This is a genomic window from Streptomyces cylindrosporus, assembly GCF_022698165.1.
Classification (GTDB): Bacteria; Actinomycetota; Actinomycetes; order Streptomycetales; family Streptomycetaceae; genus Streptomyces; species Streptomyces cylindrosporus.
The window spans coordinates 277,361-297,872 of the sequence record NZ_JALDAY010000003.1; the positions used below are offsets into that span (position 1 = coordinate 277,361).

The 20,512-nt window shown below is 71.3% G+C and carries 15 protein-coding genes; 5 read left to right on the forward strand and 10 right to left on the reverse strand.

The window, feature by feature from the left end:
- The first annotated feature begins 384 nt into the window (after nucleotides 1-384).
- Nucleotides 385-2,646 carry an MMPL family transporter gene (locus MQP27_RS10690; RefSeq protein WP_242764282.1) on the forward strand — a complete coding sequence of 754 codons (2,262 nt, stop codon included), beginning with the start codon at nucleotides 385-387 and terminating at the stop codon, nucleotides 2,644-2,646.
- Between the two features lie 54 nt (nucleotides 2,647-2,700).
- Here the strand turns inward: MQP27_RS10690 and mgt are convergent, their stop codons facing one another.
- From mgt to MQP27_RS10715, 5 genes are all read right to left on the reverse strand, one after another.
- Nucleotides 2,701-3,903, reverse strand: coding sequence for a macrolide-inactivating glycosyltransferase (gene mgt / locus MQP27_RS10695; protein ID WP_242764284.1), 1,203 nt, complete (start codon nucleotides 3,901-3,903; stop codon nucleotides 2,701-2,703).
- A gap of 74 nt (nucleotides 3,904-3,977) precedes the next feature.
- A complete protein-coding gene (erm, locus tag MQP27_RS10700) occupies nucleotides 3,978-4,757 on the reverse strand; it encodes an ErmE/ErmH/ErmO/ErmR family 23S rRNA (adenine(2058)-N(6))-methyltransferase (protein WP_242764286.1) in 780 nt (259 codons plus the stop codon).
- 287 nt (nucleotides 4,758-5,044) lie between these two features.
- On the reverse strand, nucleotides 5,045-6,328 hold the full coding sequence (locus MQP27_RS10705; RefSeq protein ID WP_242764288.1) for an ABC transporter substrate-binding protein: 1,284 nt from the start codon (nucleotides 6,326-6,328) through the stop codon (nucleotides 5,045-5,047).
- Nucleotides 6,328-7,161 (reverse strand): carbohydrate ABC transporter permease, encoded by an 834-nt coding sequence (locus tag MQP27_RS10710; RefSeq protein WP_242764290.1) that lies wholly within the window; start codon nucleotides 7,159-7,161, stop codon nucleotides 6,328-6,330. Before MQP27_RS10710 ends, MQP27_RS10705 begins: the two co-directional genes overlap by 1 nt.
- Nucleotides 7,158-8,093, reverse strand: coding sequence for a carbohydrate ABC transporter permease (locus MQP27_RS10715; protein ID WP_242764292.1), 936 nt, complete (start codon nucleotides 8,091-8,093; stop codon nucleotides 7,158-7,160). The genes MQP27_RS10710 and MQP27_RS10715 overlap by 4 nt, the downstream gene beginning before the upstream one ends.
- A 201-nt stretch (nucleotides 8,094-8,294) precedes the next feature.
- Between MQP27_RS10715 and MQP27_RS10720 the strand changes: the two genes are divergently transcribed.
- Complete coding sequence (locus tag MQP27_RS10720; RefSeq protein ID WP_242764294.1) at nucleotides 8,295-9,158, forward strand: phosphotransferase enzyme family protein; 864 nt, start codon at nucleotides 8,295-8,297, stop codon at nucleotides 9,156-9,158.
- 42 nt (nucleotides 9,159-9,200) lie between these two features.
- On the opposite strand, the gene MQP27_RS10725 is transcribed toward MQP27_RS10720, so the two are convergent.
- The gene (locus MQP27_RS10725; protein ID WP_242764296.1) at nucleotides 9,201-10,115 is read right to left on the reverse strand and encodes a LysR family transcriptional regulator; all 915 of its coding nucleotides are present in this window, start codon (nucleotides 10,113-10,115) and stop codon (nucleotides 9,201-9,203) included.
- Between the two features lie 93 nt (nucleotides 10,116-10,208).
- On the opposite strand from MQP27_RS10725, the gene MQP27_RS10730 reads away from it, so the two are divergent.
- Entirely contained in the window at nucleotides 10,209-11,183 is a 975-nt protein-coding gene (locus tag MQP27_RS10730; protein ID WP_242764298.1) for a DMT family transporter, read from the forward strand.
- A gap of 223 nt (nucleotides 11,184-11,406) precedes the next feature.
- On the opposite strand, the gene MQP27_RS10735 is transcribed toward MQP27_RS10730, so the two are convergent.
- The 4 genes from MQP27_RS10735 to MQP27_RS10750 form a co-directional block, all read right to left on the reverse strand.
- Nucleotides 11,407-12,129, reverse strand: a complete 723-nt coding sequence (locus MQP27_RS10735; RefSeq protein ID WP_242764300.1) for a 3'-5' exonuclease — start codon at nucleotides 12,127-12,129, stop codon at nucleotides 11,407-11,409.
- 102 nt (nucleotides 12,130-12,231) lie between these two features.
- Complete coding sequence (locus tag MQP27_RS10740; RefSeq protein ID WP_242764301.1) at nucleotides 12,232-13,479, reverse strand: DUF5919 domain-containing protein; 1,248 nt, start codon at nucleotides 13,477-13,479, stop codon at nucleotides 12,232-12,234.
- Between the two features lie 103 nt (nucleotides 13,480-13,582).
- Entirely contained in the window at nucleotides 13,583-14,902 is a 1,320-nt protein-coding gene (locus MQP27_RS10745; RefSeq protein WP_242764303.1) for a copper amine oxidase, read from the reverse strand.
- A gap of 56 nt (nucleotides 14,903-14,958) precedes the next feature.
- Complete coding sequence (locus MQP27_RS10750; RefSeq protein WP_242764305.1) at nucleotides 14,959-15,759, reverse strand: Tat pathway signal sequence domain protein; 801 nt, start codon at nucleotides 15,757-15,759, stop codon at nucleotides 14,959-14,961.
- A gap of 182 nt (nucleotides 15,760-15,941) precedes the next feature.
- Between MQP27_RS10750 and glgX the strand changes: the two genes are divergently transcribed.
- Complete coding sequence (glgX, locus tag MQP27_RS10755; protein WP_242764308.1) at nucleotides 15,942-18,062, forward strand: glycogen debranching protein GlgX; 2,121 nt, start codon at nucleotides 15,942-15,944, stop codon at nucleotides 18,060-18,062.
- A gap of 95 nt (nucleotides 18,063-18,157) precedes the next feature.
- Nucleotides 18,158-20,512, forward strand: a complete 2,355-nt coding sequence (treY, locus tag MQP27_RS10760) for a malto-oligosyltrehalose synthase (protein ID WP_242764310.1) — start codon at nucleotides 18,158-18,160, stop codon at nucleotides 20,510-20,512.

Here is a 20,512-nt window from a genome sequence, read left to right on the forward strand (position 1 = left end):
AAGACGGCCGTCGTGCCCCGTGGGGGTGGGCACGACGGCCGGGTCCGCGTGGGCGGGCTGCGCGAAACTCTGGCCGATGGGCCCGCCCGGATCAACACCTGCACGCAGCTGTGACTTGTTCAACAAGGTTTCGTAACACCAAAGCCGGAGCGATACGGAAGGACCGGACACCCTGATCATTACTTCCGAGTAGCCCGGACGGACGCAAATAGATGTAAGGGGCCTTGGTCCTCCCCAGCGGTGAGACGCCCGGGTCCGAGGGGATGAGTTCGGCCCGTGCCACTTCACCGGGGAGCACGACGAGACGGCCTTATCGCGCCCATACCTTCGAAGCGAAAGGTGGCGGCAGGGGGCTGCCACCGCTCACGAGGGGGCAAGCCCGTCATGGGGAACGGAGATTCGCGGGTGCGGGGCATAGCCGCGCGGGCCGGCGGCTGGAGCGCCCGGCACCGATGGGCTGCCGTCGGCATCTGGGTACTGTTCGTCGTCCTGGCCATGGGCGCCGGCTCGGCCGCGGGCCGGGTCGACGTCAAGGAAAGCGACCAGCTGAAGGGCGAGACGCACACCGCCGCCAAGATCATCGAGGACGCCGGGATCGAGGAGCCCGCCAGCGAGACGGTCCTGGTCCAGGCGAAGGACGGTCGGCTCAAGGCCACGGACGCCGAGTTCAAGGCCGCGGTGGCCTCGGTCGTGAAGGCCGTCGACGCCACCGGCAAGGTCACGGACGTGAAGTCGCCGTACGACGCGGCCTCCCCGACGATCTCGAAGGACGGGCGCAGCGCGCTGGTGCAGTTCGACATGCGCGGCGACTCGGACACCGCGGGCGACCGCGTGGAGCCCGTGCTGAAGGCCGTCGCCGGTGTGCAGAAGGACCACGAGACGCTGCGGGTCGAGGAGATCGGCGGCGCCAGCATGATGAAGACGTTCGACGACGCGTTCGGCGACGACTTCCAGAAGGCGGAGCTGTCCGCGGTGCCGGTGGCCCTCGGCATTCTGCTGATCGCCTTCGGCGCGCTGGTCGCGGCGCTGCTGCCGGTGGCTCTGGCGATCACCGCGATCATGGCGACGATGGGCCTGATGGGTGTCGTCAGCCACATCATGCCGATGAGCGACACCGCCAACTCCGTGATGCTGCTGGTCGGTCTGGCCGTCGGTGTCGACTACTGCCTGTTCTACCTGCGCCGTGAGCGCGAGGAGCGCGCCGCGGGCCGGGACGCACAGACGGCTCTGCGGGTCGCGGCCGCGACCAGTGGCCGCGCGATCATCGTCTCCGGTGTCACGGTGTGCGTGGCGATGGCGGGCATGCTGTTCACCGGTCTCGCCGAGTTCGAGGCGATGGGCCTGGCCTCCCTGATGGTCGTGGCGGTCGCCATGGTCGGCTCGGTGACGGTCCTGCCCGCGCTGCTCTCGCTGTTGGGCGAGCGGGTCGAGAAGGGCCGGATCCCCTTCCTGCGCAAGGCGATGGAGCGCCGGGCCGCCCGCACGGGCGGGGAGAGCCGCTTCTGGACCGCCGTGCTGCGCGGGGTGCTCGCGAGGCCCCTCGTCTCCGTCCTCGTCGCGGCCGGTGCGCTGCTCGCCGTCGCGGCGCCCGCGCTCGGCATGAAGACGCAGAACCTCACGCTGGACCAGGAGTTCGGCGACTCGCTGCCGATCGTGCAGACGTACAACCGCGTCAACGACGCCTTCCCCGGCGGCTCCGAGCCGGCCGAGGTGGTCGTCAAGGCGAAGGACATCAACGCCCCCGAGGTGAAGTCCGCGCTCGCCGACTTCAAGGCCAGGGCGATCAGTTCGGGTGCCTCGCGCGGCCCGGTCGAGATCAAGCTGCACGACGCGCAGAACATCGCGTACGTGTACGTCCCGCTGGTCGGCGGCTCCGACCTGGACAAGGCGGGCGCCAGCCTGGAGAAGCTGCGCGACGAGGTGCGGCCCGCGACTCTCGGCAAGGTGGACGGCGTTCAGGCGCCGATCACCGGGCAGGTCGCCGGCTCGCACGACTTCAACGACCAGCTCGGCGGCGCGGTCGTCCCGGTCTTCGCGTTCGTCGTGGTCTTCGCCTTCGCGCTGATGCTCCTCTCGTTCCGTTCGCTGACGGTGGCGATCACGTCGATCCTGCTCAACCTGCTGTCGGTGGGCGCTGCTTACGGCATCCTCGTCGCCGTCTTCCAGCACGGCTGGGGAGCGTCCCTGGTGGGCGCGGAGGGCGTCGGCGCGATCATCACCTGGCTGCCGCTGTTCCTGTTCGTGATCCTGTTCGGCCTGTCGATGGACTACCACGTGTTCGTGGTCTCGCGGATCCGCGAGGCGCGGCTGCGCGGCCGTTCCACGCGGGACGCGATCCAGCACGGCGTGGTCACCACGGCCGGTGTCGTCACCAGCGCGGCGGTCATCATGGTCGCGGTGTTCGCGATCTTCGGGACGCTGTCCATGCAGTCCATGAAGCAGATGGGCGTGGGCCTTGCGGCCGCCGTGCTCATCGACGCGACGATCATCCGGGGCGTGCTGCTCCCGGCGGTCATGGCGCTGCTCGGCGAGCGCAACTGGTACCTGCCGAAGTGGCTGAACCGGCTGCCCGACCTCACGCATGACGAGTCGCCGGAGCTCATCACGCACGAGCAGCCGTACGAGGACGAGCGCCTGAGGGTCTGACAACCCCCTTGTGCTGAGGGCCCGTTGGTCACCGGGGAACCAACGGGCCCTCTCTCATGCCCGGCGACGGGGCAGTTCGGCCTCGATGAGCTCAACTGCCCTTCGCGTCCCGCCCTCCTGTGCCATCCCCGCCTGAATCTCCTTGAGCCGTCGGACCACTTCGGGATCGTCGACGAGCGCGAGAGCCGTCGAGCGCAGGGCCTCGGCGGTGGCCTCCTCGGTGGCGAGCCGGCGCGCCACTCCGAGCGACTCCAGCATGTCCGCGTTGCCGAACTGGTCCACGGCCTGCGGTACGGCGATCATCGGCGTGCCGGTCGCCAGCCCCTCCTGGCTGCCGCCCGCCCCGGCATGCGTGACGAACAGATCGGCCTGCCGCAGGATCGCCAACTGCGGTACCCAGGAACGCACTTCGACATTCGACGGCACGTCCCCGAGCCGGGCCGGATCCACCTGCCCACCGATCTGCAGGACGAGGTGCCAGCCCGGGAGCCCGCCGAAGGCACGCACGCACTCCCGGTAGAAGCCGGGCCGGTCGGTGAAGGCCGAGCCCAGCGACACCAGCACCACCTTCTCGACGCCGTCCGGCCGCCGACACTCGCCCTGCACCGACCGATCGCCCTGGCAGGCGCCGACGAAGGTGTACGTCGACTCGTCGACCCGGTCGGCATGGGGCTGCAGCACCCTGGGGATCAGCACGAGCGAGCGGTCGGGGCGGCCGACGAAGGCGTCGGGGTGCAGGGTGATCCCGTTCTCCTCCAACCAGGCCTGGAACCGGGCGTAGTACGCCTGCCCGCGCGCGGTGTTCTTCGGCTCCGCCCACATCGGCTCGGCGACCTCCTCCTCGTAGCCCTCCCAGGCCACGAGGTTCGGCGAGAGCGAGATCGCGGGCACGCCCCAGCGGTGGGCGAGGACGCGGGCGGGGTAGGCCGTGATGTCGTGCAGCACGAGATCCGGTACGTCGCCTTCGTACGCCTCGGCCAGCTGCGGCAACGCCTGGATCGCGTCGGCCAGGAACAGCTCGACGTGGTCGAGGAGTTCGGTCCCCCAGGCCCCGGGGTCGGCGCCCGGCTCCGGCAGCGTGGAGTTCCAGGGTTTCGGCTCGGCACCGGTCTCGGCGACCTTCTCCGCGAACAGCGGCGGGATGGCGTAGGTCACCCGGTGACCACGGGCGACGAGTTCACGGATCACCTCCAGGCTGGGGTTCACATGGCCGTGGGCGGCGATGGAGAACATGGCGATGTGGGCGCGACGGGTCATGTGATGGAGGCTAGGCGAGACGATACGTCTCGTCCAATCAATTGGCGGGTACGGCGATGGGGGCGCCCCGCCGGTCACGAACTCAGCGCCTCGTACAGCCGCAGCCAGCGCCCCGGCGGCACCTCGCCCACGAGCACCCGCGGCTCCAGGCCCGCCGCCCGGAACGCGGCGTCCACCCGGCGCCTCGGGTGGGCCTGGCGGAGTGAGGCGTGCAGGCTGCCGCCGACGCCGGAGAAGCCGAGTTCCACGAGGTGCCGCCAGCCCTCGTACGCGCCGGGTGCGAGCAGTGGGGTGCGGCGCCGCTCGATCCGGACGATCCCGGCGTCCACGCGGGGTACCGGTGTGAACCGGGTCCGGGCCACCCGGCCGGCCAGCCGCCACTCGTACCGGGGCCAGCTGCGGACCGTGACCAGGGTCCAACTTCCGTAGTCCCCGGTGCGTTTGCGCGCGTATTCGAGCTGGGTGAGCAGGGTGGCGTCGGTGAGGGCGGGTGCGCGCAGGCACCAGTCGACGATGGCGGCGGTACGGGAGAACGGCACGTTCCCGGCGACGGCGAAGGGCGTGTGCGGTGGGCGCACCGCGAGGAAGTCCCCGTCGACGACGTGCACTTGGGAGGTGTCGGCGAACCGGGTGCGCAGTCCGGGGACGAGCCGTGGGTCGATCTCGTACGCGCGCAGCTCCCGGCAGCGCGGGGCGAGTTGTTCGGTCAACGCGCCTTTTCCTGCGCCCACTTCGAGCAGGAGGGGGACTTGGCTGCCGTTCGGGACGGCGATTCGGGCGAGGTGGGCGGCGGTGGCGCGGTCGGCGAGGAAGTTCTGCGAGAGCGCGCGGGTGGTGTGCGTGGGGCGGGCCATGGCCTGCGTCCTTGTCTTCCGTGGAGAGGGAGAGGGCAGCGCGGGCCCTGACCGGAAGACAGGAAGGGAAGCGTCGTCGAAGAAGAGGACGCGGCGTGCGGCGGACCGCCGGTTGATCAGCGGGCGTCGGCCTCCGTGCCGGTCAGGGCTCCGGGGCCGCGGCGCATCCGGTTGGAGTGCGCGGTGCCCCGGCCAAGACCGGTGTCGGTGATCGCGTTGCAAGCTGCCACGGACGGCACGCTAGGCGGGCGGGATCGCGCCGGGCAACGGATTTTCCGGCGCCCGGCTCAGCGCTGGTAGCGGGCCAGCACCAGGTTGCCGTCCTTCTCCAGGCGTCCGCGCAGTTCGGCGAGGCCGATCGCGCCGCTGTAGTACTCCTGAAAGGCCGGGGTCGCCACCTTGTCCTTCCACTCGGGGTAGCCGCGCACGGACTGTGCCGGTGCCGAGCTGAGGTGGGTCGCGAGGGCGGTGCCGGTCGCCCAGCCGTCCTTTGCCGTGTGCAGGGCGGGGTCCTTGAGGGCCTCGGTGCCGGTCGGCAGCATCCAGTCCCCCAGGGCCAGCCGCACCATGTTCTTCGGCCGCAGCAGGAAGTCGACGAACTCGGCGGCCTCCTTCTTGTGCGGGCTGTCCTCGTCGATGGACAGGGTCTGCGGGCTGACGCCCTGGGTGAGGCCGTCGGCGCCGGCGGGCGCGGGCAGCACCTGCCACTGGAAGCCCTTGGGTGCCTGCTGGACGATCTGCTGGCGGTAGGAGAAGCCGAGCGGCACCATCGCGTACTTCCCGCCGAAGAAACCGGGCAGCGTGTCCGAGCCGCCGCTGCCCAGGGTGGTGGGCGAGGCGCTGTGATCGATGTTCGCCTGGTCGTGGACGGTGCGCGGCACGACCTGGTCGGCCGCCTCGAAGCGGACCGTCACCTTGCCGTCGGCGCCCCGGTGGAACAGCGTGCCGCCGGTCGACAGGGAGAGGTTGAGGGTCGCGGAGACGGGCTCCTTGAGCGGCCAGGCGACGCCGTACCTGCCGTTGCCGCTGAGCTGACGCGTGACGGCTCTGAACTCCGGCCAGCTCCAGGGGTGTTCGAGCGTCGGGATGCGTACGCCCGCCTTCTTCAGCCACTTCGCGTTGGCGACGATCACCCGCGGCTCCTGGAGGAAGGGCACGCCGTAGATGCCGTCGCCGAAGGTGGTCGTCTCCCAGCTCCGCTGCGGGATACCGGACTTGAGCCGCGCGGGCAGCAGGTCGGTCAGGTCGGCGAGATAGCCGCCGTACGCGAAGTCCGCGAGGTCGTCGGAGGCGTCATGGATGATGTCGGGTGCCTCGCCACCCTCGAAGGAGGTGAGCAGCTGATCGTGGACGCTGTCCCAACTGCCCTGCACGTACTCGACCTTGACGCCGGGATGACCGGCGTTCCACTCCTTCACCAGTTCCTTGTTGGCCGCCACCGACTCCTCCTGCCAGGCCAGGGACTGGAAGCGGAGGACGATCCGGCCGTTCGCGGTGCCGCTCTCGCCGCTCGTGCAGCCTGCCAGCAGGGCAAGGGCCAGGGTGAGCAGGAAGAGCGTTCTGGCGCGCATCAGTTCTTCACCGCCCCGGTGAGCATGCCGCCGGTGATCCGCCGCTGGATGACCGCGAAGACGACGAGGGAGGGCAGGGTCGCGAGGAAGGCGGCCGCGGCCAGCGGGCCCAGGTCCGCGACGCCCTCCGCGCCGATGAAGTGGGTGAGCACGACCGGGAGGGTCTGTTTCTCGGCGGTCTTGAGCAGGACCAGCGCGAAGAAGAACTCGTTCCACGCGGTGACGAACGCAAACAGTCCCGTCGCCGTGATCCCCGGCGCGAGCAGCGGTGCCACCACCGACACCAGCGTGCGCAGCCGCCCGGCCCCGTCGACCGCCGCCGCCTCCTCGACCTCGGCCGGCACCGCTCTGACGTATCCGACGAGCATCCACAGCGCGAAGGGCAGCGCCCACACCACGTAGACCAGCGTCAGCCCGAACAGCGAGTCGATCAGCCGGAGGTTCTTCAGCACCAGGAACAGCGGGATGATCACCAGGACCAGCGGGAAGGCCTGGCTGACCACCACCCAGCCGGTGGCGGCCCGCGTGAGCGGGGTGCGTCGGCGGGCGATGACGTAGGCGAGCGGGGTCGCGATCAGTACGGCGATGACGGCGGCGCCGGCCGCGGCCAGCAGGGAGTTGAGCGCCGCGTGCAGCAGGGGCTGTTCGTCGAAGGCCTGCCGGAAGTTGTCGAGGGTCGGGTGCCGGGGGATCCAGGTGGGATGCAGACTGCCCAGCTCGCGCGGGGACTTGAACGCGGTGGACAGCAGCCACAGGAGCGGGAAGGCGAGGAAGACGAGATACGCGAGCAGGGCCGCGTACTGGCCGATACGGGTGCCGGTCCTGGTCCTCATGTGTCGTCGCCTCCCCGCAGGCGGCCCGCCAGGAAGAGCGCGAGCAGCACGGAGATCACGGCGACCATCACGCAGCCCATGGCCGCCGCGTACCCGAACTGCCCGTAGCGGAAGGCCTCTTCGTAGGCGAACAGCATCGGCAGGCGGGTGCGTCCGCCGGGCCCCCCGCCCGTGAGCACGTAGACGAGAGCGAAGGAGTTGAAGTTCCAGATGAGGTTGAGCGCGGTGATGGCCAGGGCGACCGGTCTGAGCGCCGGCCAGGTGACCGTGCGGAAGCGGCGCCAGGCACCGGCTCCGTCGACGGCGGCGGCCTCGTGCAGTTCGCGCGGGGTGTTCTGGAGTCCGGCGAGCAGGGCGACCGTGGTCTGCGGCAGGCCGGCCCAGACGCCGACGACGATCACCGCGGGCAGCGCGCTGCCCAGTCCGCTGAGCCAGTCCCGGCCGTCGCCGAGGCCGAGGTCGCGCAGGGTCTCGTTGAGGACGCCGGCGTCCGGGTTGTAGACGAGCCGCCACATGATGCCGACGACGACCTCGGGCATCGCCCACGGGACGATCGCCAGGGCGCGGGCCAGCCAGCGCAGCTTCAGGTCCTCGTCGAGCAGCAGGGCGAGGCCGAGCGCGAGGAGGAACTGCGGCACGGTCACGCCGACCGCCCAGACCAGGCCGATCCGGAACGACTCCCAGAACAGCGTGTCGTGCAGCAGGTCCTGGAAGTTGAGCCCGCCGATCCACCGGGTGGCCTGGGTGCGGCCCGACTGGGAGTCGGTGAAGGCCAGCAGGATCCCGTACAGGAGGGGGCCGACGCTGAGCACGAGGATGGGGATCAGCGCGGGCAGCACCAGGAACCAGGCCCCGCGGTCGGCGAGCGGCCCCTCCCCGGCGGCGCGCGGCGCGCTCCGCGCCGGCCGCCTCGTCGCGCTCGCCAGGGTCACGTGATCGGCTCCTTCGCACGCTCGTGACGGGGTGGTTCGTGACGTGGGGTCCGGTCGGCCTCCGTCATGGTCGTGAAGGTGATCCGCCCCGTCAAGGCACCGCGCACACGGTCCGACCTGTGCGAATGCGAGACTTGGCGCGGGATGGCGGAATCTCGACGCCGTCCGCCGGTGGGCGGACGCGGATCTGGGAGGCAGGCGATGGACGAGGCACGGGCGCGGGACGTACTGGCCGCGGCGGGGGTGCTGCCCGGTCCGGCCCGGGACGCGCGGCTCCTCGCCCTGGGCGAGAACGCGGTGTTCGCCGCGGGTGGCCTGGTCGTCAAGGTGGGCCGCGACGCCGAACTCCTGGACCGGGCGCGCCGCGAACTGGACATCGCGCTCTGGCTGGCCGAGGAGGGCGTGCCCGCGGTGCGGGCGGCGGAGCCGAAGCCGCTGCTGGTCGAGGGACATCCGGTGACCGTGTGGCACCGGATGCCCGATCCCGTACGCCCCGCTGAGCCACGGGATTTGGCCGAACTGCTGCGGGTCGTCCACGCCCTCCCGACGCCGTCTTTCGGCCTGCCGCCGCGTGAGCTGCTGGGCGGCGTGGAGCGATGGCTGCGCCTGGCCGGTGACGCGATCGACGCCGCGGACGCGGAGTATCTGCGGGAGCGGCGGGACGGCTTCGCGGCGGCCGCGGCCGCCCTGACACCGCACCTTCCGCCGGGCCCCATCCACGGCGACGCGCTGCCCCGCAATGTGCACGTCGGTCCGGACGGACCCGTCCTGGTCGACCTGGAGACCTTCTCGGCGGACCTGCGCGAGCACGACCTGGTGGTGATGGCTCTGTCCCGGGACCGGTACGGGCTGCCCGCGGCGGCCTATGACGGATTCGTCGAGGCGTACGGCTGGGACGTCCGGGAGTGGGAGGGGTGTTCCGTGCTGCGGGGCGCCCGGGAGACGGCCAGCTGCGCGTGGGTGGCGCAGCACGCGCCGTCGAACCCCAGGGCGCTGGCCGAGTTCGAGCGGCGGGTGGCGTCCCTGCGGGCCGGGGACGAGACCGTGCGCTGGAACTCCTTCTGAGGGCCTACGTACTGCCTGAGGGCCCACCTACTACCTGAGGGTCTACGTACTGCCGGTCTCGCCGTTCTGAACCGACTGTGCCGCCCGGCGGAGTTCCGCGAGGACCGTGCGGACCGCTGACCTGGCGGTCCGCTCCGGGCGGTACAGGGCGTCGATGTGGCGTCTGGCGCGCACTCCGCTCAGGGGCCGCAGGACCAGGTCCGGGTGCGGGCGTACTGTCCAGCGGGGCATCAGGGCGAGGCCGCCGCCCGCCGCCACCGCCTCGGCGACCACCGCGAACTCGTTGATGCGGTGGGCGAGATGGAGGCGCCGTCCGGCCGCCGCCGCGATCGCCTCGATCGTCGCCAGGACCGGGAAGCCGTCGTGCACGGTGATCCAGGGCTGGTCGGCGACGTCGCGTGGGGTCACCCGGCGTCTGGCGGCCAGGGGGTGATCGGCGGGCATCGCCACGTCCAGGGGTTCGCGCAGGAGCGTGGTCGCGGTCACCGTGTCCGGCCAGGGCGGGGTGTGGTCGAGGCGGTGGGCGAGGACCAGGTCGTACTCGCGGGTGAGGCGGGGGAAGTCCTCCTGGGCCACGTCCTCGTCGGCGAGCCTCGGGACCGGGGCGCCCGGGCCGCCGAGCGCGCGCAGGAGGAGGGGGAAGAACGTGGCGGCCGCGCTGTGGAAGGCCGCCACCGAGACCTCCCCTTCCGGTCGGTCCAGGAACTCCCCTACGGTGTGCCGGGCCCGTGCCAGTGCCGTCTCCACCTCGATCGCCGCGCCCGCCAGCGCCTGCCCGGCGTCCGTGAGCACCAGCCGCCGCCCCCGGCGCTCGGTGAGCGGCACCGGGATCGACCGCTGCAGCAGCCTCAGCTGCTGGGAGATCGCCGAGGGGGTGACCAGGAGCGCCTCGGCGACCGCCGTGACGCTGCCCAGCTCACCGAGCTCCCGCAGGATCCGCAGCTGCCGTTCGTCCATGCCCCGAGTGTAGGAGTCGATGTAGGGCCGCTACATGATTGCTTAAGAAAGTGGTACTGGGCTTCAAGGACGGCTCCGGTGCACCGTGGGCGGGTGACCGACGTTCGCCGTACCGATGCGGTACTCCTCCTCGTCGCCGTCGTCTGGGGTTCGAGCTATCTGTCCGCCCAGACGGCGACTTCCGCGCTCCCCGTCCTGCTGGTGCTGTTCGCCCGCTACGCCCTGTCCGCGCTCGCCTGCCTCGGCCTGATCGCCGGCCGCCGCGGGGCGCGACGCTGGACCCGGGACGAGCTGCGGGCCGGGCTTCCCCTGGGGGTGACGCAGGCCGCGGTCCTGGTCGTGGAGACCTACGGCGTCGCCCACACCAGTGCCGCCAACGCGGGGCTGATCATCAGCCTCACCATCGTGCTCACCCCGCTCCTCGACCGCTCGCACGGCGGACCGCCGCCGCTCTTCTTCACCGCGGCCGCCCTGTGCGTCCTGGGCGTCGGCCTGCTGATGTCCGGCAACGGATTCCACGCCCCGCGCCTCGGCGACCTCCTGATGCTCGGTGCCGCGGTGGTGCGGGCGGTCCATGTCGCGCTCGTGGGACGCCTCACCGCAGGACGCGCGATCCGTCCGCTGCACCTGACGACCGTGCAGACGCTCGTCGGCACGGCCCTCTTCCTGCCGGTTGCCGTGGGCGGCCTGCCGACGCTCGCCCGCGCCGGTACGGCGACCTGGACGCAGCTGCTCTATCTCGCCCTGTTCTGCAGCGTGTTCGCCTTCCTGGCGCAGACGTGGGCGGTGCAGCGCACCTCCGCCAGCCGGGCGAGCCTGCTGCTGGGCACGGAGCCGGTATGGGCCCTCGCCGTGGGCGTCGCGTTCGGCGGCGAGCACCTCACCGCGCTCACCGCGCTGGGCGCGGCGCTGACGGTGGCCGGCACCTACTGGGGCCAGTCCGTGGAGCGCGCCCATCGCACCGCCGCCCCGCACGAGACCGCCGTTCGAGCACATGGACCCCACAGCGACGTCCAGGCACCCGGAGAGGACATCCGATGCCCGAGCACGACACCTACGAGTGTCTGATCTCCCTGCTCGACTCCTCCTCCGTCGACCACGAGCTGATCGACCACGCCCCCGAGGACGCCACCGAGGCCATCCGCGCGCTGCGGGGCCACCCCGTGTCCGAGGCGGCCGAGCGCCTGGCCCGTGCGGTGCCCGGCACCGTGCTCCCCTTCGGCTTCGACCCCGAGCTCGAACGCGTCGCGAGTGCCGTTGCCCCTGTGCGACCGCCGGCCGGACGCCGTGCTCAGACCGGCTCGTCCGTCAGCTCCCGCAAGGGCCAGGTGCCGTCCACCACCGCCGTCGCGTCGCCCTTGCGGCGCAGGAAGTTCTGGAAGTCCGCCGCCCATTCCGCGTACCACTCGATCTGCTTGTGGTGCAGCTCGGCCGGGCCGAGGGCCGCGATCTTGGGGTGGCGCTCGGCTATCGCGCAGGCCAGGCCGGCCGCGGCGAGGGCGTCGGCCGTCGCGTCGTGGGCGGACTCCAGTGGGACGCCGTACTCCGTGCAGACCGCTTCGAGGTTCCGCTTGCCACGGCGGTAGCGGTCCACCCAGCGGTCGATGGTGTACGGGTCGACGACCGGGGCGGGGTCGAGGCCGCCCAGCCGGTCGCGCAGCGACGGCAGGCCGTACCGGCGCAGTTCGGCGGCGAGCAGGCTCAGGTCGAAGGCCGCGTTGTAGGCGACGACCGGCACGCCCGTCTTCCAGTACGACACGAGGACGTCCGCGATGGCGTCGGCCACCTGGTCCGCCGGGCGGCCCTCCGCGGCCGCGCGTTCGTTGCTGATCCCGTGCACCGCCACCGCGTCCGCCGGGATCTCCACGCCCGGATCCGCCAGCCATTCCCGGCGCCCCATCGGCTGTCCGGCCCTGAACTCGATCACGGCCCCCGTGACGATGCGCGCCTCGCGCGGATCGGTACCGGTCGTCTCCAGGTCGAAGCCGATCAGCAGCTCCCGGTGCCAGCCCATGGGCGGCCCCCCTTCTTGGTGGTGCTTTCCCCCAGTGGTCTCCACCTTCCCATGTGCCACTGACAATCAGAGGACCGCATTCCGCTTACGGCCCCGGACAGTTCAGGACACGGGACGCGAATCCGCCCAGGACGTCTCGAACTCCTCGCGGTATGTCGGGAAGAGCCCGCTGTCGACTCCCTTGTCCATGTCGTCCGACTTGACCACCCGGCTTCCGTTGCGCAGCACGAGGACCGGTGCCTCCATGCCGCGGGACCTGCGCAGATAGGACTGCACGACGGCGATGCCGTCCGCGCCGTCGCCGTCCACGAGGTAGGCGGTGAAGCGCGGTGTCTCGTCGTAGACCTGGATCTGGAAGGCGCCCGGGTCGCGCAGCCGGGCCCGCACCCGGCGCATGTGCAGGATGTTCATCTCGACCGCGCGGCTCAACTCGCCGCGTTTCATGCCCAGTTCGCGCTCGCGCCGCTTGACCGCGCTGGAGGCCGGGTTGAGGAACAGCAGCCGCACCCGGCAGCCGGCCTCGGCCAGGCGCACCAGGCGGCGGCCGGAGAAGTTCTGCACAAGGAGGTTGAGGCCGATGCCGACGGCGTCCAGACGGCGGGCGCCGGCGAAGATGTCCTCGGCGGGGAACTGGCGCAGCAGCCGCACCCGGTCGGGGTGTACGGCGACCACGTCCGCGTACCGGTCGCCGACCAGGTCCTCCACCGCGTCCACGGGCAGCCGGCGCGCGGAGGGCACGTCCCCGCCCGCCCCGAGCACCTCCAGGAGCTTGGCCGCGGCCCGCTCGGCCTGGCCCAGGACTGCCTCGGACAGTGCCCGGTTGCGGGAGACGACGTTGCGGGTCACCTCCAGCTCGTCCAGGGCGAGTTCGACGTCGCGGCGGTCGTCGACGTACGGCTCGAAGCACGGCCAGTGCTGCACCATCAGCTCGCGCAGCTGAGGCAGGGTGAGGAAGCTGAGGACGTTGTCGTCGGCCGGGTCGAGCAAGTAGCCCTTGCGGCGGCTGACTTCGCGTACCGCGACCGCCCGCTGCACCCACTCCTGGCCGGCCGGTCCGGCGGCCGCTATCACCCACTCGTCCCCGTGGACGGGTTCGTAGATGGGGCGCAGAACAGCGGCCACGACCGCGCGCATCCGCTGTTCCACGAGGTTCAGCCAGATGTAGGCCCGTCCCGCTCGCTGTGCGCGCGTACGCACTTCGCGCCAGGCGTCGGCGTCCCAGTCCAGCTCCGGCCCGATGGAACTCGTCTCCATGGGCCTGGCCAGGGACACCGTGCCGGGCGGGACGTCTGCGGAGTTCCCCTCGTGACCCTCGTCACCAGGGGGCAACTCCAGCCCTCCCGACCCCACCCGAGCACCGCCTTCCGCTCCCCCGAGCTCTCCCCGTGCCAACGATCAAGGAAGGGTACTCCGGGAGCGGTCGGCGGTGCAGCCGGATGGACAGGGTCGTTTCTCAACTACGCGGTCGCCAGTGGCCGTTCTGCCAGGAGAGCTCGTCCGGAGTGAGCGGATTCATAGCCGTGACGTCCCTGGGGGCGATGGAGAAGCCCTGCCAGTGGACTGGCATGGGCTGCTGGTCCTCGTCCCGGGCGATGTGGTGGAAGCCCACGTTCATCCAGACGATCGGGTGGGTGAGGGTCTGCCCGTTCACCCACTTGTCGACGGACTTGCCCGCCCCGGCGGGGCAGTTGCCCGGGTTGTTGCTGGCGAACTGCTCGCACTTGTTGTACTCGGTGAAGTACACGTCGTGCTTGGTGAAGCTGCGGCCCGGGTACCTCGTGGTCGCGCCGGGGACTATCTCGTACGAGCGCGCGTGCCCGTCCTTGTTCTTGCCGGTCGCGCTGACCATCCGCCACCAGCGGTACGTCTTGGCGTCGCCCGCGAGTTCCTTGGTGACCTTGGTGCGGGTGGTCTTGTTGGTCGGCGCCTGCTGGCCCTGGGCGGGCGCGGTGACGGCCGAGTCGTACTGCTCGACCTTCCCCTTGGAGGAGCCGTCCAGGCCGAAGTCCAGGCGCCAGAAGACGTTGTGGCTGTGGCTGGTGGCGTAGGCGCTGGCGTTCTTGCCGATGGGCCAGCCGCGGCCGTCCCCGGCGTCGTAGTCGTCCCAGGAGAGGCTGCCGGTGGCGCCGACGTTCATGTTGATCGTGCCGTCGTCCTGGAAGCGCCACTCGGTCATGTACTCGTACCAGCCGACCTGGTTGACCGTGTAGACGAGCAGATCCTTGCCCTGCGCCTGGTAGACCTTGTTCGCCGTGTCGCCCTGCATGCGGTACGCGTGCCCGCGCGAGCGCGTGGTGGTGCACAGGCCGTTGACGTTCGGATGGTCCGGGTCCCAGGAGTCCGGCACCTTGACGGACTTGATGGTGCCGCCGGGACACTCGCCCGGCGCCAGGTTGACCAGGCCCTGGGCGAATCCGAACCCCGTCAGGTCGTCGTACTCGACGCTGCCGTCGTCGTAGGGGACGTCGATCTGGGCCAGCCGGGCGCTGTTGAGGACCTTGATCGGCGCGGCCTCGCCCTTGGGCTGGTAGGAGACGTCGTCGAGGACGAGTCCGGCCTTGCTGTCGTAGCGCCAGCACATCCGCCAGGTCGTGCCGCTGGAGAGCTTCTGCTCGATCTTGTAGTTGGCGCTGCACTCGGCCGCGGCGGCGGTGGCGGTCTTCGGCTGGGCGGCGGCCGGTCCGGCCCCGGTGGTCGCGCCGGCGGCCAGCGCGGCCACCGAGAGGCCGACGGCCGCACGCGTGCGTGCACGACTCGTTCTGGTGGTGGGCATGAAAAGGTGACTCCCTTACCGGAGGAGCAGGTTGGAAAAGTGAACGGGCGAACGGCTCAGCCGCGCTTGAGCTGTGCGACCTTGCGGGCGCTCAGGTCGATCACGATCGACCGGGCGTCGATCCAGGGGCCGTTCTTCACCTTCGGGAACAGCCGCACGCAGCGGTGCTCGCCGCACTTGTCGAGGACGGCCGGCTGGGAGCCGGGAGTGGCCCGGTACACCGCGCCGTTGAACAGCAGCTGGTCCGGCGAGGTGAGTTCCTTGCCGGTGGCGTCCTTGTAGTCGGCCTTCAGGCCGGCGCCGAGCGGGTCCGCGATGAGCAGCGCGGCGGCCTCGGCGTTCTCGGCCCGGCTGAGCGGCGGCTGCACGCCGTGCTGGACGCCGGTGTCCTCGACCTTGCCGGTGTCGAGGTTGACGGTCTTGGTGACGAAGGTGTCGTTCTTGTAGTCGTAGAACGTCACGTCGGCCCGCCGCGGCGGGTTCGGGTCGTCCGTCTCGTCGTTCTCCGGGTCGGCGAGATCGACGGACAGGCGCTGCGGGCCGCGCTTGCCGTCCACGTTCTCGGCGGAGTTGAGCAGCTGCCGGTTGGCTGCGAGCTGCGCGGCCCGGTTCATCTCGTCGTCGGTGAGCGGGTCACCGCCCTTGCCTTTGTCGCCCTCCGCGGGCGCCTGCTCGACGACGCCCGCCGGTACGGCCCCGTCCTGCCGCGCGGCCTGCGTACCCGCCTTGCCGCCGCCCGTTTCGTCGGCCCCCGCCGTCCCCGGCAGGGTGATCCCGACCATCACGGCGGTCCCGGCCACCGCGATGGCCGCACCGGCCACCACCTTGCCCAGATGGCGGTGCACTATCTTGCGCACATCTTCCCCCTACTCCCCCTCTGGTCACGGGAGTACGTGTTTGCCCCACTGGTTTCGGCATACCGCGTATGCACTGGTCGCTCGGTAAGAGGGACGTAAGTCATAGGTGGTTCCATCACTTTCGGGGAGACTCGGGGCGAAGGCGCCCCCGAGGGCGTGCTCCAGCTGAAAGAGTCGTGTCCATGCAGGTCTGGCCTGGCGAGGCGTATCCGCTCGGTGCCACGTACGACGGCGCCGGCACCAATTTCGCGGTCTTCACGGAGGCCGCGGACCGAGTAGAGCTGTGTCTGCTGCACGACGACGGCTCGGAGACGGCGGTGGAACTGCGCGAGAGCGACGCGTTCGTACGGCACGCGTACGTGCCCGGAATCATGCCGGGACAGCGCTACGGCTTCCGGGTGCACGGCCCGTACGACCCCGGTCGCGGTCAGCGCTGCAACTCGGCGAAGCTGCTGCTCGACCCGTACGCGCGTGCGATCAGCGGTTCGATCCGCTGGGGCGAGGAGGTGTACGGCTACCACTTCGACGCGCCCGACAAGCGCAACGACCTGGACTCGGCGCCGCACACCATGACGTCGGTCGTGGTCAACCCGTACTTCGACTGGGGCGACGACCGGCGGCCGCGGCGCGGCTACCACGAGACGGTGATCTACGAGGCCCATGTGAAGGGCCTCACGATGCAGCACCCGGGGCTGCCGGAGGAGCTGCGTGGCACCTATGCGGCGCTCGCGCATCCCACGATCATCGAGCACCTGGTCGAGCTGGGCGTGACGACGCTGGAGCTGATGCCGGTCCACCAGTTCGTCAACGACCACCGGCTGGTCGACATGGGCCTGAACAACTACTGGGGCTACAACACGATCGGCTTCTTCGCCCCGCACAACGCGTACGCCTCCTGGGGCGACCGCGGCCAGCAGGTGCTGGAGTTCAAGTCGGCGGTGCGGGCGCTGCACGAGGCCGGCATCGAGGTCATCCTGGACGTCGTCTACAACCACACGGCCGAGGGCAACCACCTGGGCCCGACGCTGTCGTTCAAGGGCATCGACAACGCGCAGTACTACCGCCTCACCGAGGACCCGCGCTACTACATGGACACCACGGGCACCGGCAACTCCCTGCTGATGCGCTCCCCGCACGTCCTGCAGCTGATCATGGACTCGCTGCGCTACTGGGTCACCGAGATGCACGTGGACGGCTTCCGCTTCGACCTCGCGGCGACCCTGGCCCGCCAGTTCCACGAGGTGGACCGGCTGTCGTCGTTCTTCGACCTGGTGCAGCAGGACCCGGTGGTCTCCCAGGTGAAGCTGATCGCCGAGCCCTGGGACGTCGGCGAGGGCGGCTACCAGGTGGGCAACTTCCCGCCGCTGTGGACCGAGTGGAACGGCAAGTACCGGGACACCGTGCGGGACATGTGGCGCGGCGAGCAGCGCGCGCTCGCGGAGTTCGCGTCCCGGCTGACCGGCTCCTCGGACCTCTACCAGGACGACGGCCGCCGCCCGCTCGCCTCGATCAACTTCGTGACCTGTCACGACGGCTTCACCCTGCACGACCTGGTCTCCTACAACGACAAGCACAACCAGGCCAACGGCGAGGACAACCGGGACGGCGAGAGCCACAACCGGTCCTGGAACTGCGGGGCGGAGGGCGAGACCGACGACCCGGCCGTGCTGGAGCTGCGGGCCCGCCAGATGCGCAACTTCGTCGCCACGCTGATGCTCTCCCAGGGCGTGCCGATGATCAGCCACGGCGACGAGTTCGCGCGCACCCAGCGCGGCAACAACAACGCGTACTGCCAGGACAACGAGCTCGCCTGGGTGAAGTGGCCGGCCACCGAGGAGGAGGACGAGGGCGGGCTGCCGGCCTTCACGCGCGCGATGGTGTGGCTGCGCAAGGACCACCCGGTCTTCCGCCGCCGGCGCTTCTTCCACGGACGGCCCGTGGAGGGCACGCACGACGAGCTGTCGGACATCGCGTGGTTCACCCCGGAGGGCCGCGAGATGACCCAGCGGGACTGGGACTCGGCGCCGGCCTCCGCGCTGACCGTCTTCCTCAACGGCAACGCGATCTCCGAGCCGGGCTCCCGTGGCGAGCGGATCACCGACGACTCGTTCCTGCTGATGTTCAACGCGTCCCCGAAGACCCTGGAATTCGTGGTCCCGGTCAACCACGGCCGCCAGTGGCAGGTGGTCGTCGACACCTCCCGCGCGGAGGGGGTCCCCCCGGACACGGGCCCGAAGGTGGCGGCGGGCGACCGGCTGACCCTGGTGGACCGCAGCCTGACGGTGCTGCAGCGCCCCGTCTAGGCGGGCCTGCCTGCTCCCCGCGCGGGTGCACTTGCGCGTGCACCCGTGCGGGGGACGATGACACGAAGGACGGCAGGACGGGTACGTAGGTCTGCATGACACCTGAGCGATTCGAGCCCGTGGTGCCCACGGCCACGTACCGGCTGCAGCTGCAGCCCGAGTTCCCGTTCGCCGCCGCCGCGGCCGCCGTGCCGTACCTGGCCTCGCTCGGCGTCTCGCACCTGCACCTGTCCCCCGTACTGGAGTCCGTGCCGGGTTCGACGCACGGCTACGACGTCGTGGACCACGCGCGCGTACGCGAGGAGCTGGGCGGCGAGGAGGGGCTGCGCGCGCTGGCGGGCACCGCACGCGAGCACGGTCTCGGCCTCGTGGTCGACATCGTGCCGAACCACATGGCGATGTCCCCGCGCCACAACCACGCCCTGTGGGAGGTGCTGCGGGAGGGCCCGAAATCGCCGTACGCGCGCTGGTTCGACATCGACTGGGAGGCGCAGGGCGGCCAGGTGCTGCTGCCGGTGCTCGGCGGGCCGCTCGGCTCGGTCCTCGGGGACCTTCGGGTCGACGACGGCACACTGCGCTACTTCGACCACGCCTTCCCGCTGCGCGAGGGCACCGAGGAACTGCCGCTGCCGCAGCTCCTGGACGCGCAGTGGTACCGCCCGGTGTGGTGGCGGCTGGCCCGCACCGAGCTCAACTACCGGCGCTTCTTCAGCATTTCGGAGCTCATCGGGGTGCGGGTCGAGGACCCCGAGGTGTTCGAGGCCACCCACGCGAAGATCCTTCGGCTGCTGCACGAGGGCGTGGTCGACGGACTGCGCGTCGACCATCCCGACGGGCTCGCCGACCCCGACGGCTATCTGCGGCGGCTGCACGAGGCGACCGGCGGCCGCTGGACGGTCGTGGAGAAGATCCTGGCGGACGGCGAGCCCCTGCCCGCGTCCTGGCCGGTCGCGGGGACCACCGGTTACGACGCCCTGCGGCACGTGGACGGGCTCTTCACCGACCCGGCGGGGTTCGGGGAACTCCTCGGCCGGTACCGGCGGTTCGCGGCCCCGCAGACGGACCGGGGCGGCGACTGGGCGGCGACGGTACGGCGGGCGGCGTACAAGGTGCTCACGCACGAGCTGGCGGCCGAGGTGGACCGGCTGACCCGGGTGGCGAGCAGGCTGTGCACGACGGCGCCCGACCCCGCGCTGCGCGACCGCGCCCCCTGGGCGCTGCGCACGGCGCTTCAGGAGCTGCTCGTCCGTATGGAGGTCTACCGGCCCTACGCCTCCGGTGACGCCTCGGCCGTGGTGACCGAGGAGGCCGCGGCCGAGGCCCGGCTCGCGTTCGTCGTCCCGGAGGAGGCCGGTGCGGTCGACGTGGTGCGGAACCTGGTGCTGGGGCGGGCCGGCGACGGGCCCGAGCACCGGGAGTTCCGGACGAGGTTCGCGCAGACCTCGTCCGCGCTGCGCGCCAAGTCCGTCGAGGACACGGCGTTCTACCGCTATGTGCCGATGCTGTCGGCGACCGAGGTGGGCGGCGACCCGGGAAGCCCGGCCGTCTCCCCGGAGGACTTCCACGCCTACTGCGCGCGCGTGCAGCGCGACTGGCCGGCGAGCGGGACCGTCGTGTCGACGCACGACACCAAGCGCAGTGCCGACGTACGGGCGGCCCTGGCCGTGCTCACCGAGTGCCCGGGCCGCTGGGCGGACCTCCTGGCCGACGTGACGCGTGACGGCGACGGCGTGCCGGACCCACAGCTCGCGTGGGCGGCCTGGCAGACGGTGTTCGGGCTCGGCGCGGCGGACGCGGAACGCGTCCAGGGCGCCTTGCTGAAGCACGTCCGCGAGGCGGGGCTGTTCACCAGCTGGACCGAGCAGGAGCCCGCCTACGAGGAGGCCGTCGCCGCGTTCGTGGCGGCGGGGCCGTGCGGGGCGCAGGGCGAGCAGGTCGTCGCCCTGCGCAGGGCGCTGGAGCCGCACATCCGGGCCAATGTGCTCGGTACGGCCCTGGTCCATCTGACGATGCCGGGCGTGCCGGACGTCTACCAGGGCACGGAGGCCGAGTACCTGGCCCTGGTCGACCCGGACAACCGGCGCCCGGTGCCGTTCCCGCCCGAGGACCCCGGTGACAAGGGCGCCCTGACGGCGGCGGCGCTGCGGCTGCGCGCGCGGCGGCCCGGCGTCTTCGGGGACGCGGCGACGTACGCGCCCCTGGCCGCCGAGGGCCCTGCCGCGGCGCACTGCGTGGCGTTCGCGCGTTCCGGTGAGGTCGTCACGGCGGTGACGCGGCTGTCGCTGCGGCTGGCGGAGGCGGGCGGCTGGCGGGACACGCGGTTGCCTCTGCCGCCGGGGCGGTGGGCCGACGTGCTCTCCCCGGAGCGGGAGTTCACGGGGCACGCACGCGTGGAGGAGCTTTTCGAGCGGCTGCCGGTGGCGCTGCTGGAGCGGGTCGACGCAGGCTGA